This is a genomic window from Psychrobacillus sp. FSL K6-4615, assembly GCF_038008225.1.
In the GTDB taxonomy this organism is placed as follows: Bacteria; Bacillota; Bacilli; order Bacillales_A; family Planococcaceae; genus Psychrobacillus; species Psychrobacillus psychrotolerans.
Genome location: NZ_JBBOYQ010000001.1, coordinates 3370850 through 3387557 on the forward strand (window position 1 = coordinate 3370850; position 16708 = coordinate 3387557).

A 16708-nucleotide genomic window follows, 5' to 3' on the forward strand; every position below is an offset into this window, starting at 1 on the left:
GACAATATTTAATATTTCACCCTTTCCTAGCCTCTTTTAATTTCTCTATAAATGCTGAAACACTCATTTCTCCCAATACACCTACTTTATGTTGTCGAACAGAAACTGCGCCATTTTCCATTTCATGATCCCCAATAATGAGCATATACGGATGTTTTTGCATTGCAGCTTCACGAATTTTCAATCCGATTTTCTCTACCCGGTTGTCTATCTCTACTCGATACCCATCTTGCTCAAGTTGCCACTTTACGTTCTCTGCATACTCTTTATGTGCATCGGCAATTGGTAATATTTTAACTTGAACCGGAGATAACCACAGCGGAAAGCTACCTTGATAGTGCTCCAATAGAATAGCCATGAATCGCTCAATAGAACCGTAAATTGCACGATGAATCATAATGGGTTGTCGCAATTGATTGTGTTCGTCGACGTACTTACAGTCAAACTTTTCAGGCATTTGAAAGTCTAGTTGAACAGTACCGCACTGCCAGCTACGTCCCAATGCATCTAATATATGAAAATCGATTTTCGGACCATAAAATGCTCCATCCCCTTCGTTTACCTGATATTCTACCTGCTTATTCTGAAGAACTGCTTCCAACGCTTGCTCTGCTTGATCCCAAACCTCTACTGATCCCATATAATTTTCTGGTCGAGTGGATAGCTCTACTTTATAGCTAAAGCCGAACTCCGAGTAAAACTCATCCACAAGGTCTAGTACCTTCGCTATCTCACTTTCAATCTGCTCCTCCAATACAAACAGATGAGCATCATCCTGAGTGAAAGCTCTGACTCGTAATAATCCATTCAATGATCCAGAGAGTTCATGGCGGTGGACTAATCCAAGTTCTGCATATCGAACCGGAAGCTCCTTATAGCTTCTTCGTTTGCTATTGAAGATTAAAACAGCTCCAGGACAATTCATTGGTTTAATCGCATATTTTTGGTCATCTACATCTGCAAAATACATATTTTCATGATAGTGATCCCAATGCCCTGATTTTTCCCAAAGCTCCTGTTTCATCAGAATAGGAGTTTTAATCTCTTGATATTCTGCTCGTTGATGCTTTTCTCTCCACAGGTTTTCCAGTTCGTTACGTAGTATCATCCCTTTTGGTAAATAAAACGGCATTCCTGGTGCTTCCTCCATCGACATGAACAATTCTAATTGTTGCCCTAAATTTTGATGACTTACTCTTTCTTCTGCTTTCACTTTAATTCCTCCATTTACTATTTTTCTCCTAACAAAAAAGACCAAACCCATCCCAGTAAAGGGACGAGTGTGGTCGTGGTTCCACCCTAATTTGCAACACAAAAAAATCTGTTGCGCTCATACAAGATAACGGTTTCCCGATTATGGATAATTACATAAATGTGTTCCCCATAATTGCTCCAAGGTGGTAAATCATTTGCATTTCTTTAAGGGCTTTCAGTCGGCGACCCCATTCTCTGATAAGAAAGTTAGAACAATTCATATCCTTTTCTACGCTTGAATATTAAATTTATATACAAAAAGACCACACCCATCCCGGCAAAGGGACGAGTGTGGTCGTGGTTCCACCCTAATTTGCAACATAAAAACTCTGTTGCGCTCATGTAAGATAACGGTTTCCCGATTATGGATAATTACATAAATGTGTTCCCCATAATTGCTCCAAGGCGGTAAATCATTTGCATTTCTTTAAGGGCTTTCAGTCGATGACCCCATTCTCTGATAAGAAATATTTAAATGATCCATGTCCTTTTCTTCGCTTGTTACTAATTGATTTTTCTAAGTATATGCAACAAAATTCAAATAGTCAACATTAACTGTTATATTTTTTGGGTAGTATTTCGTTTTGCCATTTGCTGCAGGGGATCCCAAACGCCATTAAATGGTGGGGCATATGCAAGATCAAGATCCAATAACTCGGAAAAGGTCATATGGTGATAAAGTGCAGTTGCTAATACATCAATCCTTTTATCTACACCATTTCCTCCAATAATTTGACCCCCTAAAATTTGTTGGTCATCCTTCCTGTAAATCAATTTCATATGCATCGTTTCCTTACCTGGATAGTACCCTGCAATGTCCGTGGCTTCCTGCGTATGCACGTCATAGGAAATACCGAGCTGCTCCGCTTCTTTCTCAGACAAACCAGTTTTTCCAAGAGCCAAATCAAAAAATTTCATGATGGATGTGCCAACAATCCCTTTAAATTCATTCCTTTGACCTATCATATTTAATCCAGCAATTCGCCCTTGTTTATTAGCAGTTGTTCCTAAAGGAATATAATCATTCAGTTGTTTAATACGATGAAAATGAGTTGCACAATCTCCTGCTGCGTAGATATCGTCCAAATTCGTTTCTAAAAAATTATTTACTATAATCGCTCCATTATGGTGCAATTGAATGCCAGTCCCCTCTAAAAAACCCGTTGTAGGTTTAACCCCTGTGGCAACTAAAACTAAGTCGGTAGGGTAACTTCCTTTATCTGTCCTCACATCACTTACTCTCGTATCTCCCGTGAAAGATTGAACCTCTTCATTTAATATCACTTCTACATTATGAGCCTTTGCATGTTCATGTATGAAACATGCTATATCCTGATCAAATATACCGGCAAGCTGATCTCCTCTTTGTATAATACGTACATTTTTTCCAATACTAACAAAGTTTTCGGCCATTTCTAGTCCAATATATCCTCCACCAATTATAGTAACTTGTTGAACATTTTCTAAATCGGCGATAATTGCCTCTGTATTTGGAATGGTTTTAATCGTATGAATCCCTAACAAATGCCCACCGTTCCAATTAGGAACAACAGGAGTAGCACCCGTCGCAATAAGCAAGCAGTCATAGCTTAAGATAAAATTATCTCTCGTTTGCAGAATATTCCCTGACACTGTTTTATTGTTAGGGTCTACATGGGTCACTTCATATCCTGTCTTTGCATCAATTCCGTATTTACTACGGAACATTTCTACACTTCGTGCTATAACGTCCGTTGAAGATACTACTTGTTTTCCTACTACATAGGGTAAACCACACTGTCCATAGGAATAAATATGTCCTTTTTCCAATGTCGTAATTCGAGCGTCAGGATCATTACGTACAATTTCCATTGCCGCACTCATCCCCGCAGCGTCTCCACCTATTATTACGTAGTGCATGAAGTTTCCTCCTTTGACTTTCCTTATTACTCTTTCTATACCCAACAATAACTTCCCTTCAAGTATTAGTGAATAGTTATGTTTGTTAGACGCTTAAAATTTTTCTTTTTATTTCCTTCTAAAAGTTCTTCATTGTCTTATTCTATGTAAAAAAGGCATGCCCTAATAGGACATGCCCAAAATAATTGTTTATACTGCTCTATTCCAGAAACGATGGGCAGCAACAGCATTTAAGAAACTATCTACAAAGCCTTTACCAGTTTCTTTAGTGAGAACACCAGCCTGACCAGTGAAGTGCAGATTATCAACTAGTTGCTCTCCACTAAATGTAGCACCAATTGGTTTAAAATGGGCATATGCTTCCTTAATGAAGTACGAAGCCTCTTTTTCAAACATGGCCGTTTTGCCATGTGAACTTGCTACATATACTGCATCAAATAATACAGAATCAGCAGTTAAGAAAGTATGGTCAACTGGTAACAGCGTGCCATCCGCTCCTGCAACAGATCCATGATGATCACTCACTATTTCAGGCATTGTTCCGCCTGCTTTTAAGTCTGCTAGAATCGCAGGTAAATCCTCTTCAAATCCTTCTCCGACTAAAACAGCAATTTTTCGTGTCTGAGGTTTCATAATAGTATTTAACTGACTAAGTGCTGGAGAAGACTTAGTATTCGTTGCAGTACTTACACCTTGCACTACTAGTCCTAGATTTTCTGCTACCTTACTCGCTAGATCCAAATCTACTTGTGCAAACATCTCTAATACTTGCTGACGAACAGTAAGTTCCTTACATTTACCAAGTTCAAAGCTAAATGCATTAATGATATGTTCTTTTTCTGTATCGCTCATACTATTCCAGAATAATATAGCCTGAGTGAAGTGATCCTTGAAACTCTCACTTCGCGCTCTAACTTTACGCGCATCTATTTTTTCCTCATAATGCGTGTATCCACCCTCCGCTTCGCTAACAGGTGTTGGAGTATTGTTAGCAAGAGAGTTTTTATGGTAGCTCACTCTACCTACATTAATCGATTGTCTACCATATCCGTCACGTTGGTTGTTATGGAATGGGCAAACTGGTCTGTTTATCGGAAGCTCATGGAAATTAGGTCCTCCAAGACGTATTAATTGTGTATCTGTATATGAGAATAATCGCCCTTGAAGTAGAGGATCATTAGAGAAATCAATTCCCGGGACAACACTCCCTGGATGGAATGCTACTTGCTCGGTTTCAGCAAATACATTATCTACATTGCGATTTAATGTCATTTTCCCTAGAATTTTAACTGGGATTTCTTCCTCAGGCCATAGTTTAGTAGGGTCTAAAATATCAAAGTCATATTTAAACTCATCTTCCTCTGCGATGAGTTGTACGCCGAATTCATACTCTGGATAGTCCCCATTCTCAATCGCCTCATATAGGTCGCGACGGTGAAAGTCTGGATCTTTCCCATTTATCTTTTGCGCTTCATCCCATACAACTGAGTGGGTACCAAGCAACGGCTTCCAATGAAACTTCACAAAATGGGATTTACCCGCATCATTAACGAAACGGAATGTATTTACACCGAACCCTTCCATCATTCGGAAACTACGAGGAATGGCACGATCAGACATTGTCCACATGACCATATGTGCTGACTCCTGATTGTTGGCAACAAAATCCCAAAACGTATCATGAGCACTAGCAGCTTGTGGAATTTCATTATGGGGCTCTGGTTTTAAAGCATGTACTAGGTCTGGAAATTTAATAGCATCTTGTATGAAAAAGACAGGGATATTATTTGCTACTAAATCATAATTTCCTTCTTCCGTATAAAATTTTGTTGCAAAGCCACGAGCATCGCGTGCTAACTCTCCAGAACCACGTGATCCTGCCACAGTGGAGAACCTCACGAATACAGGAGTCTTTTTACCCGGTGTTTGCAAGAACTTCGCTTTTGTAAATTCACTTGCAGATTCATATACCTCAAACTCCCCATGAGCCGCATAACCTCTAGCATGTACTACTCTTTCTGGTATACGTTCATGATCAAAATGAGTCATTTTTTCACGAAAATGGAAGTCTTCCATTAAAGTAGGGCCTCGTTCTCCTGCTTTAAGGGAAAACTCATCCTCCGAAACTTTAAGTCCTTGATTTGTAGTCATTGCTTGTCCTTGATCGTCCACTCGAAATTCTTCTAATTGTTCATTTTTACTATTTCCAGCTACTTTCTTATCCAAACAAATTCCTCCTCTAATTATCTCTTCCCTATTGTTAATACCCAGGATGACTTTCTAAAAAACCTATAAATTCAATTACATATTTAAATCCTATTAAAGCAATATGAATTACTATTGACTTCACCTAGATGAAGTAGTAAGATTATTTCAACAACTACATACTACTTATTAAGAGAAGCGAAGGGACTGGTCCGATGATGCTTCAGCAACCGCCAAAGCTATGGTATGGTGCTACTTCCAGCAAGAAATTGAGAGATAAGTATTTATTTAACCACTTACTCTTCTCATTTTGAGATGGGTTTTTTATTTCCTCTTAATACCTACTTAACTAATCGGAATAGTTTAAATTAAAGGAGATAGCAACTGTGATAAATTTATACATCAAAACAGAAAAACAGCAGCAATGGATTAATCGTTTGGAAGAATTAGAAGACAAATTTAAAAGCAAATCAGCAGATATTGACGAGAATTCTATTTTCCCAAAAGAAAATGTGGAGGATTTATTAAAACTAGGTTATGCAAGTCTAACTCTACCTGAATCGTATGGGGGCAAAGGTTTTTCTGTCTACGATATGGTTCTTTCACAGGAAATTCTTGCTAGCTTTGATGCAAATACTGCCTTATCGGTAGGGTGGAGTTTAGGTGTAGTAGGCGAACTATACGAAAAAAAATTATGGACACAGGAAAGATTAGACTTTTTCGCTACAGAAGTATTAAATGGTGCACTCATAAATCGTTCCGTCAGTGAAGCACAAACAGGTAGTCCAACACGAGGTGGCAGACCTGGTACTACCGCTATTAAAAAGGGAGATTCTTGGGTACTAAACGGACGTAAAATATTCACAACCGCTTCCCCCGTACTATCCTACTTTTTAACATCTGCTTGGATTGAGGAAGAAGAAAGAATTGGTTTTTTCCTTATACCTCGTGATACGGAGGGGCTTTCCATTGAGGAAACGTGGGATGTAGTTTCCATGCGCGGAACTAGCAGCAATGATTTAGTACTAAGCAATGTAACCGTTCATAAATCCAATTTAGTAGAGCTTCCTGAATTCGCTAGTGGCGGGAAGATCAATGGTTGGCTGCTTCATATACCTGCAACTTATCTTGGAATTGCACAGGCTGCAAGAGACTATGCAGTCCACTTTGCTAATACCCATTCACCCAATAGCTTGAATGGCTCTATTGCACAGCTACCAAACGTACAGCAGCTACTAGGTGAAATAGATTTAGAGCTTACGAAGGCTAGACTCGTCATTTACGGAGTTGCGTCCTCTTATGACAATGAATCTACAAAAGAACTTCTAACCAACGAAGTAAGCGTGGCAAAGCATATCGTTACTAATTCAGCAATCACTATTGTCGACAAAGCGATGCGATTAGTTGGTGCCAAAAGCTTACAAAGAACAAACCCCTTGCAACGTTATTACCGCGATGTTCGAGCAGGACTCCATAATCCCCCTATGGATGATATGACGATAAAAAAACTTGCACTAACTGCGTTAGAGGAAGATAACAATAAAAATTAGTGAAACGAGGAGATTAAATATGAATAAGTACTTTAAATTGGCTGCATTAGGGTTAGCCTCCGTGACAATTTTAGCTGCATGTAGTTCTGGAAAGGCTTCAACGACTTCAGAAGATGGAGATGTTCGAAAAGTAAAAGTTGCCTATGACATGGCATCTAAGCCTATTTCTTGGTTAGATGATAAAGGAAATGCTACGGGATACGATGTAGAAGTTATGAAATTAGTAGATGAACTACTTCCTGACTACGAATTTGAATATATAGGAACGACAAGCGATGATCTATTAATCGGAGTGGAACAAGGTAAGTTTCAAGTAGGTGTAAAAAATGCATTTTGGACAGAGGAACGCACCGAGAAGTTTATTTTCCCTAAAGATTTCCTAGGTCTAAGCAGTGCCGGTCTCGTATTGAAAAAAGAAAATGAGCATATTAAATCATTAGAGGATTTTGCATCTGCCGGCTACTCTTTAGCTCCTATTGCAGCAAACAATGCGCAATATACAGTAATTGACGAATATAACAAGACCAACCCAGATAATCCAGTCAAACTAGATGCCGGAGATGCTTTCACAGTGGATGTAGTCCAATGGGTCAATGAGGGTCGCGTGGACGGCGGAGTAATAATCGAAGGACCATTCCAAAAACAAGTATTAGATGAAAGCGGCCCTTACTATAATCTAAAAGATGAAGTTGTTTACAATGAATTTGCAGTGATTAAAACATGGCCTTTATTCAATAAAAAAGAACAAGACTTTGCAAATGCGTATGACAAAGCTATTAAACAGTTGCAAGAAGAAAAGAAAACAAATGAACTTAGTAAAGAGTTCTACGGTCGAGACCTTTTTGAGGTGTTAGATAAAGTAGAAAGATAAAATTCGTATTTCCATCAAGGCTGCCTAGCGTTGGATACCTGGGCAGCCTTTCAAATTTAAAAGGGAGGAATATTGCACAATATGGAAAAATATTTTGATGTATCGTACATATGGAGCTCACTTCCTATATTACTTCCGTTCTTAAAAGTAACTTTTATGGTTGCTGGATTATCCATTATTTTCGGGACTTTTCTCGGGTTAATCCTTGCTGTGATGAAGCTTGGAAAGAATAAAATTGCTCAAAAAACAGCGCATTTTTATACGACGATTTTAAGATGCACTCCATCTATCGTCTTACTATTTTTAGTGTATTATGGCGTTCCCGCCTTAGCGGACAACTTCGGGTTATATTTACATGATTTAAATACGGCAGTATTTGTAGTTATTACCTTTACCCTCCAATTCGCTGCGATTATGTCGGAAGTTATTAGATCCGCCTTCGATTCTATTGAAAAAGCACAATTTGAAGCCGCCGTTAGCGTTGGGTTAAGTCCATTTCAAGCGTATAGACGAATTATTTTTCCGCAAGCATTGGTTGTCGCACTTCCTAACTTTGGAAATGGACTTATCGCATTACTTCAAGAAGGGTCTCTTGCTTATACCATCGGGCTAATCGATATAGTTGGGAAAGCAAACTTAATCATAGCAGCGAACTACAATACCCATGCATTAGAAATTTTCATCGCTCTTGCTATTGTGTATTGGGTCATCTCTATACTAATCGAGAAATTTTTTGGAAAACTTGAAAAGGTTTTTAGTAAGGGAAAGCAAACAATTAATACGAACTAAGGAGTGTAAATAATGTCGGAAGGTTTAAATTATACGTTTTTAATTGATACATTTTTCATCGCATTATCCGGTGTCCCAATAACACTTCTCGTAACAATTGTTGCTTTGCTTATCGCATTACCTTTAGGTTTTTTATTGGCATTAACACGTATCAATCAAGTACCCGTATTGAACTGGTTCTCCAGAATATATGTTTCCTTCGTTAGAGGAACACCGATCATTATTCAAATTTTTATCGTTTATGCAAGCGTACCCTTAATACTTTCCCTATTTTTCGAAAAGTATAATATCAATATAAATGTCTACAATATCAACCCTATTTGGTACGCGTTTATCGTATTCTCTTTCAGCACTACTGCTATATTGATAGAAGTATTTAGATCTGCTTTAAGTACGGTCAACAAAGGACAACTAGAAGCGGCCCAATCAGTTGGCCTTTCAAATTTCCAAGCCTACCGCCGTATCGTAATTCCTCAAGCGCTAGTCGTAGCTCTACCTAATATTTGTACTGCTACCGTGAATTTGATAAAAGCTACATCACTTGGCTATGCAATGTCCTTACAGGAAATTACATTAAAGGCAAAAGTAGCGGCAAACGTAGGTTATAACTATGTGGAAGCTTATATAGATATTTTCCTTGTATATATTATTTTGTGCAGCCTTGTAGAATACGGGTTCAAAATATATGAAAAACGATTACGCAGATACAAATACGTGAGTGCATAAGGAGGATGAGTGAATGTTAAAAATTAATGATATCCATAAATCATTTGGAAACAATGAGATATTAAAAGGAGTCGACCTATCCATTGATAAAGGAGATGTAGTAGTCATTCTTGGTCCTAGTGGCTCTGGAAAAACGACGTTATTACGCTGTATTAACTTCTTGGAAAAAGCAGACAGCGGTCAGGCTGTTTTTGGCGATTTAAAGGTCAATTTGCACGGTGCCTCAAAAAGAGATATACACACAATCAGACAAAAAACAGCCTTCGTTTTTCAGAATTATAATTTATTTAACAATAAAACAGCATTAGAAAACGTAACAGAAGGACTCATCGTCGGTCGAAGAGTACCTAAAGCCGATGCAATTGGTATTGGGAAAAAAGCTTTAGACAAAGTAGGTTTATCAGACAAATATGATTCCTATCCGAGTCAACTTTCTGGCGGACAACAGCAGCGCGTTGGAATTGCACGAGCCGTAGCCTTAAACCCCGACATTATTCTCTTTGACGAACCTACTTCTGCATTAGATCCAGAATTGGTTGGCGAAGTACTGACAGTGATGAAAAATATTGCGAAAGAAGGAACGACCATGTTAGTGGTGACCCATGAAATGTCCTTCGCAAAGGATGTAGCTAACCGGGTTATCTTTATGGATGGCGGAGTAGTAGTGGAAGAAGGTTCTCCTCATGATATTTTCGTGAGCCCTAAAGAAGAACGCACGAAGAAATTCTTAAAACGAGTGTTACCTGAAGATTACACATTTTATATTTAAGACAACAAGAAAAATCAGGCAGCCCTTTAAAAACAAATACGTAGATATGCCATTGACTTCCGCTCGAGCGGATGCTTTCCGTGGGCACGGCTCAGCCGCTTATTATCTAAGCGAGAGGCTATGCAATATCTCATAGTTGAGTACTACTCACTTAGTTGTTTGGATTGAAATGCTTAAATGTTCTACAAATCCAATGTTCATGCTGTATTTTATATACTTTCTTAATTTTCAAAAAAAGCAGTGAAAAATGACCAGGTCATCTTTCACCGCTTTTATGAATATCAAATTAGCCCATAATATTGTAGCCAGAATCTACGAAGATGACTTCGCCTGTTACACCGCTGGATAAGTTACTTAATAATGCCACCGTCATATCTCCTACCTCTTGCTGAGTGACATTCCGTTTTAAAGGAGCCTTCTCTTCAATTTGGTGCAAAATTGTATTAAAAGAAGATATCCCTTTTGCCGCTAATGTTCTAATCGCTCCTGCTGAAACAGCATTTATACGCACATTGTTTTTCCCTAGGTCTAATGCCAAGTACTTAACAGATGCTTCCAGAGATGCTTTTGCGATTCCCATTACATTGTATCCCTCTAGTACTCGTTCTGCCCCTAAATATGTCATAGTTACGATAGATCCACCTTCAGTCATAAAGGGTGTTGCTTCTCTCGCTGCAGCAATAAGTGAATACGCACTTGTATCTTGTGCGAAAGCATAGCCTTCTCTTGAAGTTTGTAAAAAGGCCCCTTTTAAATCTTCTGCGTGCGCAAATGCAACAGAATGTACTACACCATGGATCACTCCAACCTCTGATCCAATTTGCCCGAACGCAGATTTAATACTATCATCGCTATTTACATCACACTCTACTACTAGTTTTGCCTCTAAATTATTATCCTTCAGTAACTTTTCAATTTTTCCAAGGGAACGTTCTTTACGGTAAGTAAATATAACATTTGCACCCACTTCGAATAATGACTTCGCCACTCCCCATGCAATACTACGTTCATTGGCCACGCCCATAACGACAATATTTTTGTCTTTTAGTTGAATTAAGTCTCTCATAAATACCTCCAAATTATTATCCTAGTATATTATACCTGTTATTAGTACCTGGTTATTATTTTAATAATAACATAAATCTTTCTTTTTGTATTAAATCATTTTGTGTTTTTGGACTTAATTACACATCAAAAAACCAACTATCTCAGAAAAAATAGTTGGTTTCTTTATATGAATGGGGTCTGATATTACAACTACACGAGCGAGCCACCCGATTTACTATATTTAATAATTCCTTCTGCACTTCTATAAGCCAGAGCTGCAACTGTTCCTGTAGGATTGTAACCCCCATTATGCGGAAAGTTCCCAGCCCCTACTACAAACAAGTTTTCTGCATCCCAATGTTGTAAAAATGGATTTACTACACTATTTTCTGGACTAGCTCCCATAATAGTCCCACCCGTATTATGAGTCGTTTGATAACCTACAATATCATAATCAGTTATTGGCGCTTTTCCTTCTACCGTTTTTGCTCCCATTTCCTTCATGATATTTACAGTTTTTTCTGTAATAAACTTATGCAATGCTCTATCCTGATCTGTAAAATTATAGGTCATTTGTAAGAGTGGAAGACCATAGACATCCTTATATTTAGTGTCTAGGGATAGATAGTTCTCCTTATGGGGCATCGATGCACCCTGAGTTCCGATGGATAAAGACCGTGTGTAATTGTAGATAGAATTTTTCTTGAACTCTGCTCCCCAAGTTGGCGTCCCTTGTTGTATTGGATTTGTTTCAATAGGTCTATATCCAGTTTGCGTTATGGAAATACTACCACCATGTATAAAATCTAAGTCGCTATGATCAAAATTATCTGCGTTAAAGTCATCAATTGTCATTCCAAGAGCACCAGCCCCCATAAAGGTGTTCATTTGTTCTTCAAAGTATCCATTTGCACCGGGTAATATTTGATAACAATAATTTTTACCAAGCGTTCCCTTACCAGTTTCCGGGTCATATTGTTGACCAATATTAGATACCATAAGCAACTTAGCGTTATTCATAACGTAACTTGCTAGAACAACTACTTCAGCTTCTTGGATAAACTCTTCTCCAGACTCCGTGTCCAAATACCTTACACCGGTAACCTTATTTCCGCTTTTTATGACCTCTACAACATTTGCATGAAATTTTGTCTCAAAATTACCGGTTTTGGTTGCGGTCGGAATAACGGTTATTTCCGGCGATGTTTTTGCTCCATATTCACAGCCAAATCGTTCACAAAAACCACAGTATTGACAAGCATTTATGACTTCTCCATCGGGGTTTGTGTAAGCTTCTGATAAATTAGCTGATGGGAGCATAAACGGAGAATACCCTAGTGATTGGGTTGCCCCTTCAAACTTTTTCAAAATAGGCGTTCTTTTCATAGGAGGGGTAGGGAAATCCTGCGCTCTCTTCCCCCAAAAAGGATTTTTATCTTCTCCTGAGATTCCAGCAGTCTGATCATATTTATAAAAATAAGGTTCCATTTCATCATAAGTAACGCCCCAATCTTGAAGCAAATAATCACTAGATAATTTGTTTGGACCATATTTTTCATCTGTCATTGTTTTAATTTGAAAATCATATGGATAGAACCTCCATGTATGACCATTCCAATGTGTTCCCGAACCACCTAACCCATCACCGAGTAGGAATGAGCTCATCTGCCTCATCGGCAACGCTGGCATCTTACGGTTATTGCGAATAGTAATGGTCTCCTTTGCTACGTCCTGCATTAGCTCGTAACGAACGGCATATCTATATTCGTCATGTATTTGCTGAAAGTCCTCTGTACCGCGTTTTCTTCCTCTTTCTAAACCAATTACCTTCAAACCGGCTTTTGCACATTCAGCTGCGATGATTCCTCCGGTCCAACCCAAACCAACGACAACCACGTCAACTTTTGATAATGTTGTAGCCATAAATTTTATCCCTCTACTTTCCTTTACATTCCACCAAGTGGTTGTGGTGCAATTTTTTGGAACTTTTCCTTATCGATTACGTTAATATAGGACATTTGGTGACCAGGAAACTCTTTCATCTTCCAGCCATCCATATTTCGATTTCCACCATACATTGGATCTGCATAAGCACCCTCCAATGTCGCCGTGCGAAGTAGACGGAAGAAAAATGCGGAAGTAACTCCTGTCATGGGAATTTCATCATTTTGAAAAGCTGTTAATATTTCATCCATTTGCTCAGCTTCTATACTGGAAAATCCTTTTTCAAATCGTTTGTTCGCTTCTTCATCCAATACGGCAATTCCCTGTCTAAAAATAGACGCTCTTGTCAATCGACTCTGATAACCTTGAGTTTTAGCACCTACAGCAAACGGCCCTTGCATGTATTCTTTCGTATTACTTCCATATTGTCCCGCCAGCTGACGATCAATAAAATAAGGGACCCCTAAATCTATTGCCCCCGGCCCTATATCATCCTTTGGAAAGATACGTTCCGTTGCATTCGAGATTACATTAAATTCTCTTTGATTTTGAAAGAACTGAAATCCCCCATTAGTGCCCATTTCATGATTGGTATTGCCTGTATCAGATACATGCTGATCATCCTTATCGACATTTAACCCAACTAACCCACCTATTAACCCGCCACCTATTAATGCACCAGTTGCAATTCCTGTAGTCTTAAGAAAGTCTCTTCTTGAATAGTTTTTTGGTTTTTCTGTCATTTTCACTGACTCCTCCAAGATAATGATCTTACTAGTAACTGCTTACAAAAGGATATACAAGTTTATAAATTTCTAAACATTAATCCACCACGATAATGCTCTATTAAATTCCCTATATTCCACCACATCATCAATTGTTCCATGATACTAAATACAAAAAAACGTCACTAACTCTCTTCTGAGGAGTTAGTAACGTTTATTATTTCTTTAGAATTTCTTCCAAATCTTCACTTAAGTGAATAGATTTTAATTTTTTTTCTTTTAAATACATATGAGAACCCATTCCCCCCAAATAGAAGGTAATATGTTCCTGTTCACTTGCAAAATGATCGAGCCTTCGGATTAACTTAGGATCTTTTTCAAATGGCAAAGTAGTTGAAGCAGATAGTAACACTAATTTAGGCTTTAACTTTTGGACTAATGACTCTATCGCACCTGGCGCTGGTGAAGCACCAACTAATACAGTTTTCCAACCTCTTAGCATGAACTGAAGCAATACTATATGCATAGGCAGCTCATGATGCTCATCCGGTAAGCATGCACCAATAACTAAAGGTGCATCATCTCTTAATTGAAACGTTTTTCTTATTTGTATCAAATAATCACGAACACTCATACTAGAAACTGCCTCTTGGTATTCGTCCCACTCATCTCTTTCCCATCTATCCCCTACTTCTTGTAAAAAAGGAATAATGACCTTACTAATGAATAACTCTAATCCTAAATGATGATAAGCCTGTTGTAGTATTAGGTTTATCTCGACTTCATCACAATAAGTACCTTTTTCCAGTAACTGAATCACATAATCATTAAATTTTTTATAATCAGATGGTTCCTCTAAGAAGAGTGACTCTGTTTGCTCCGGTTCTTTTTCTAACATATCCACAGCTTGCTTGATAGAGTAGCCTTTTTCTGAGAGAAGCTTAACTCGTAATAATGCATTTACATCTTTTTCGCTATATACTCTATACCCGTTTTCTAATCGTTCAGGTTGTATAAATTCATAACGCTCTTCCCACTTACGGATAACTTGTTTAGACAAACCCGTGACATTAGAAACTTGTTGGATCGTATATATTCCAGTCATCCCTGTTTGGCTCACAAATGTTACCCCCTCTCTTGCCATTAATTTGTATCTATTAATAATGTATATATGCTACATTATAATAAAAAACAGTATAACACACAATAGACAAACGCTATACAACGATTTGACGAATAGAATAATAAACTATTTTACAAGGGCGTGAACTGTAATGAATTTATACACTCATAATAAATTCTTACTAAGAGCTGCTATATACGGAATGATTGCAGGCTTAGTATTAACCTTATTTTTAAAAGTAATTCAATTCATGACGGGTTATAAAGTTTATACCTTACTATTAAACATTGACTACATCCCTATTTTAAATGAGTTTAAGTTTCCGGAAGTAGTCGAAGTTATATTTCATTTGATTGTTTCTGTAGTACTTTCTATTGTTTTAATATTAATAATACGGCAACTTCCAACGATATCTGCTATTACAATTATAGCCCTCTGCGTCTTTGTTAGTTTTATCATTGGAGGTTTATACTATCCAACTACTATTTTATCGGAAAGAACTCCACCCATCAGTAGCCTTCCATCTTTTATTTATTGGATGGTAGGACATGTTTTGTATGGTTCTATTCTGGGTATTTTATTGGCAAGCAGGTACTGGAGCAGATAACCTCGTGTGCAGAGGCATTATCTGCTTTTTTATTTAACTGAAAAAGATTAGACAAAGGTTAGACAAAATTAAATTAATATGTTATGATTCATTTATCAAATTAACCTACAGGATGTGACAAAGTATGTTTTTAGCGTGGAATGAAATTAAAAAGAACAAACTTCGATTTGCATTAATCGTTGGAGTATTAATGCTAGTGTCCTATTTAGTATTTTTCTTATCTGGTTTAGCAACAGGCTTAGCTAGTCTAAATAGAGAAGCCGTAGACAAATGGGATGCTACGGCAATCGTATTAACCGAGGAGTCCGATAAAAGTTTACCTCAATCTTCTCTAACTACCGAAGAAGCGGATAACATTAAGGACAATGATACTGCCACTCTTGGACAGTTAAATTCAATCGCTAGAAATGGCGATGCAAAACAAAATATTGCTCTTTTCGGTATTGATTCGGAAGAATTTATAATGCCCAAAGTAACAGAGGGTGAAAAGTTTGCAGGCGACAACGAAGTGATTGCTAGCGATACGCTTAAAGAGGACGGATTTAAACTGGGTGATGAACTTGAACTATCCTCTACTGATGAAAAGTTAACCATTGTAGGATTTACAGATAGCGCACGTTTCAATGCCGCTCCAGTCCTTTATGGGGATGTAACTACTTTCCAAAAGGTCAAGTTCGGTGAAGGCGCCGCAGAAAATGAAACACAAATAAATGGGATCGTTGTTCGTGGTGACGACTTCTCTTCCATCTCAACATCGAATGAAGATTTAGAGGTTATTGAAGTAGAAGAGTTTATAGAAAACCTTCCCGGTTATACAGAACAAGCCTTAACTTTAAACTTTATGATTTATTTCTTATTTGGGATTTCGTCTGTTATAGTGGCAATCTTCCTTTATGTATTAACAGTTCAGAAGATTAGTATGTTCGGAGTTATGAAAGCACAAGGTATTTCCAACGGCTATTTATCTCGTTCGGTAATTGCCCAAACATTCTTATTGGCCTTCATTGGTGTAGTTGTTGGCTTTGCTCTAACTCTAATTTCTGGAGAATTCTTACCTAGTGCTGTTCCGGTCGCATTTGATATTCCAACCATGATTATTTACGGAGTAATATTAATAGTTGTGGCAATTCTTGGAGCTGTATTCTCCGTGTTAACAATCGTAAAAATTGATCCGCTTAAAGCGATAGGAGGTTAATGAA

Annotated in this window: 14 protein-coding genes, 1 riboswitch and 2 other annotated features; of the genes, 7 read left to right on the forward strand and 7 right to left on the reverse strand. The window is 37.9% G+C overall.

Features of this window, described 5'->3' with window-relative positions; all coding sequences use genetic code 11:
• Positions 1 to 16: 16 nt before the first annotated feature.
• From thrS to MKX53_RS16885, 3 genes are all read right to left on the reverse strand, one after another.
• Positions 17 to 1264 carry a threonine--tRNA ligase gene (gene thrS, locus MKX53_RS16875; RefSeq protein ID WP_445678270.1) on the reverse strand — a complete coding sequence of 416 codons (1248 nt, stop codon included), beginning with the start codon at positions 1262 to 1264 and terminating at the stop codon, positions 17 to 19.
• A 5-nt stretch (positions 1265 to 1269) separates the two neighbouring features.
• Positions 1270 to 1495: a binding site (T-box leader), on the reverse strand.
• A 37-nt stretch (positions 1496 to 1532) separates the two neighbouring features.
• Positions 1533 to 1758 (reverse strand) — a binding site (T-box leader).
• A 54-nt stretch (positions 1759 to 1812) separates the two neighbouring features.
• A complete protein-coding gene (locus tag MKX53_RS16880; protein ID WP_340912746.1) occupies positions 1813 to 3153 on the reverse strand; it encodes an FAD-dependent oxidoreductase in 1341 nt (446 codons plus the stop codon).
• 189 nt (positions 3154 to 3342) lie between these two features.
• Positions 3343 to 5379, reverse strand: coding sequence for a catalase (locus MKX53_RS16885; protein ID WP_340912749.1), 2037 nt, complete (start codon positions 5377 to 5379; stop codon positions 3343 to 3345).
• A gap of 162 nt (positions 5380 to 5541) precedes the next feature.
• A riboswitch (SAM riboswitch) is annotated at positions 5542 to 5641 on the forward strand.
• 103 nt (positions 5642 to 5744) lie between these two features.
• On the opposite strand from MKX53_RS16885, the gene MKX53_RS16890 reads away from it, so the two are divergent.
• The 5 genes from MKX53_RS16890 (at position 5745) to MKX53_RS16910 (ending at position 10063) form a co-directional block, all read left to right on the forward strand.
• The gene (locus tag MKX53_RS16890) at positions 5745 to 6908 is read left to right on the forward strand and encodes an acyl-CoA dehydrogenase family protein (protein ID WP_340912750.1); all 1164 of its coding nucleotides are present in this window, start codon (positions 5745 to 5747) and stop codon (positions 6906 to 6908) included.
• Between the two features lie 19 nt (positions 6909 to 6927).
• Complete coding sequence (locus MKX53_RS16895; protein WP_340912751.1) at positions 6928 to 7779, forward strand: transporter substrate-binding domain-containing protein; 852 nt, start codon at positions 6928 to 6930, stop codon at positions 7777 to 7779.
• An 81-nt stretch (positions 7780 to 7860) separates the two neighbouring features.
• Positions 7861 to 8568 carry an amino acid ABC transporter permease gene (locus MKX53_RS16900; protein ID WP_340912752.1) on the forward strand — a complete coding sequence of 236 codons (708 nt, stop codon included), beginning with the start codon at positions 7861 to 7863 and terminating at the stop codon, positions 8566 to 8568.
• A gap of 12 nt (positions 8569 to 8580) precedes the next feature.
• Positions 8581 to 9294 carry an amino acid ABC transporter permease gene (locus MKX53_RS16905; RefSeq protein WP_093537420.1) on the forward strand — a complete coding sequence of 238 codons (714 nt, stop codon included), beginning with the start codon at positions 8581 to 8583 and terminating at the stop codon, positions 9292 to 9294.
• Between the two features lie 13 nt (positions 9295 to 9307).
• Positions 9308 to 10063: an amino acid ABC transporter ATP-binding protein gene (locus tag MKX53_RS16910; protein WP_340763898.1), complete on the forward strand. Its 756-nt coding sequence runs from the start codon at positions 9308 to 9310 to the stop codon at positions 10061 to 10063.
• Positions 10064 to 10349: 286 nt separating this feature from the next.
• Here MKX53_RS16910 and fabI read toward each other — a convergent pair whose 3' ends face one another.
• The 4 genes from fabI to MKX53_RS16930 form a co-directional block, all read right to left on the reverse strand.
• Positions 10350 to 11129 (reverse strand): enoyl-ACP reductase FabI, encoded by a 780-nt coding sequence (gene fabI, locus MKX53_RS16915; protein WP_340912754.1) that lies wholly within the window; start codon positions 11127 to 11129, stop codon positions 10350 to 10352.
• Positions 11130 to 11320: 191 nt separating this feature from the next.
• Entirely contained in the window at positions 11321 to 13033 is a 1713-nt protein-coding gene (locus tag MKX53_RS16920) for a GMC family oxidoreductase (protein ID WP_340912756.1), read from the reverse strand.
• A 23-nt stretch (positions 13034 to 13056) separates the two neighbouring features.
• On the reverse strand, positions 13057 to 13797 hold the full coding sequence (locus tag MKX53_RS16925; RefSeq protein ID WP_093537416.1) for a gluconate 2-dehydrogenase subunit 3 family protein: 741 nt from the start codon (positions 13795 to 13797) through the stop codon (positions 13057 to 13059).
• Positions 13798 to 13996: 199 nt separating this feature from the next.
• Positions 13997 to 14899 (reverse strand): MerR family transcriptional regulator, encoded by a 903-nt coding sequence (locus MKX53_RS16930; RefSeq protein ID WP_245762705.1) that lies wholly within the window; start codon positions 14897 to 14899, stop codon positions 13997 to 13999.
• Between the two features lie 154 nt (positions 14900 to 15053).
• On the opposite strand from MKX53_RS16930, the gene MKX53_RS16935 reads away from it, so the two are divergent.
• Complete coding sequence (locus MKX53_RS16935; RefSeq protein WP_340912758.1) at positions 15054 to 15509, forward strand: hypothetical protein; 456 nt, start codon at positions 15054 to 15056, stop codon at positions 15507 to 15509.
• A 124-nt stretch (positions 15510 to 15633) separates the two neighbouring features.
• Positions 15634 to 16704, forward strand: coding sequence for an ABC transporter permease (locus MKX53_RS16940; protein ID WP_093537415.1), 1071 nt, complete (start codon positions 15634 to 15636; stop codon positions 16702 to 16704).
• Positions 16705 to 16708: the final 4 nt, after the last annotated feature.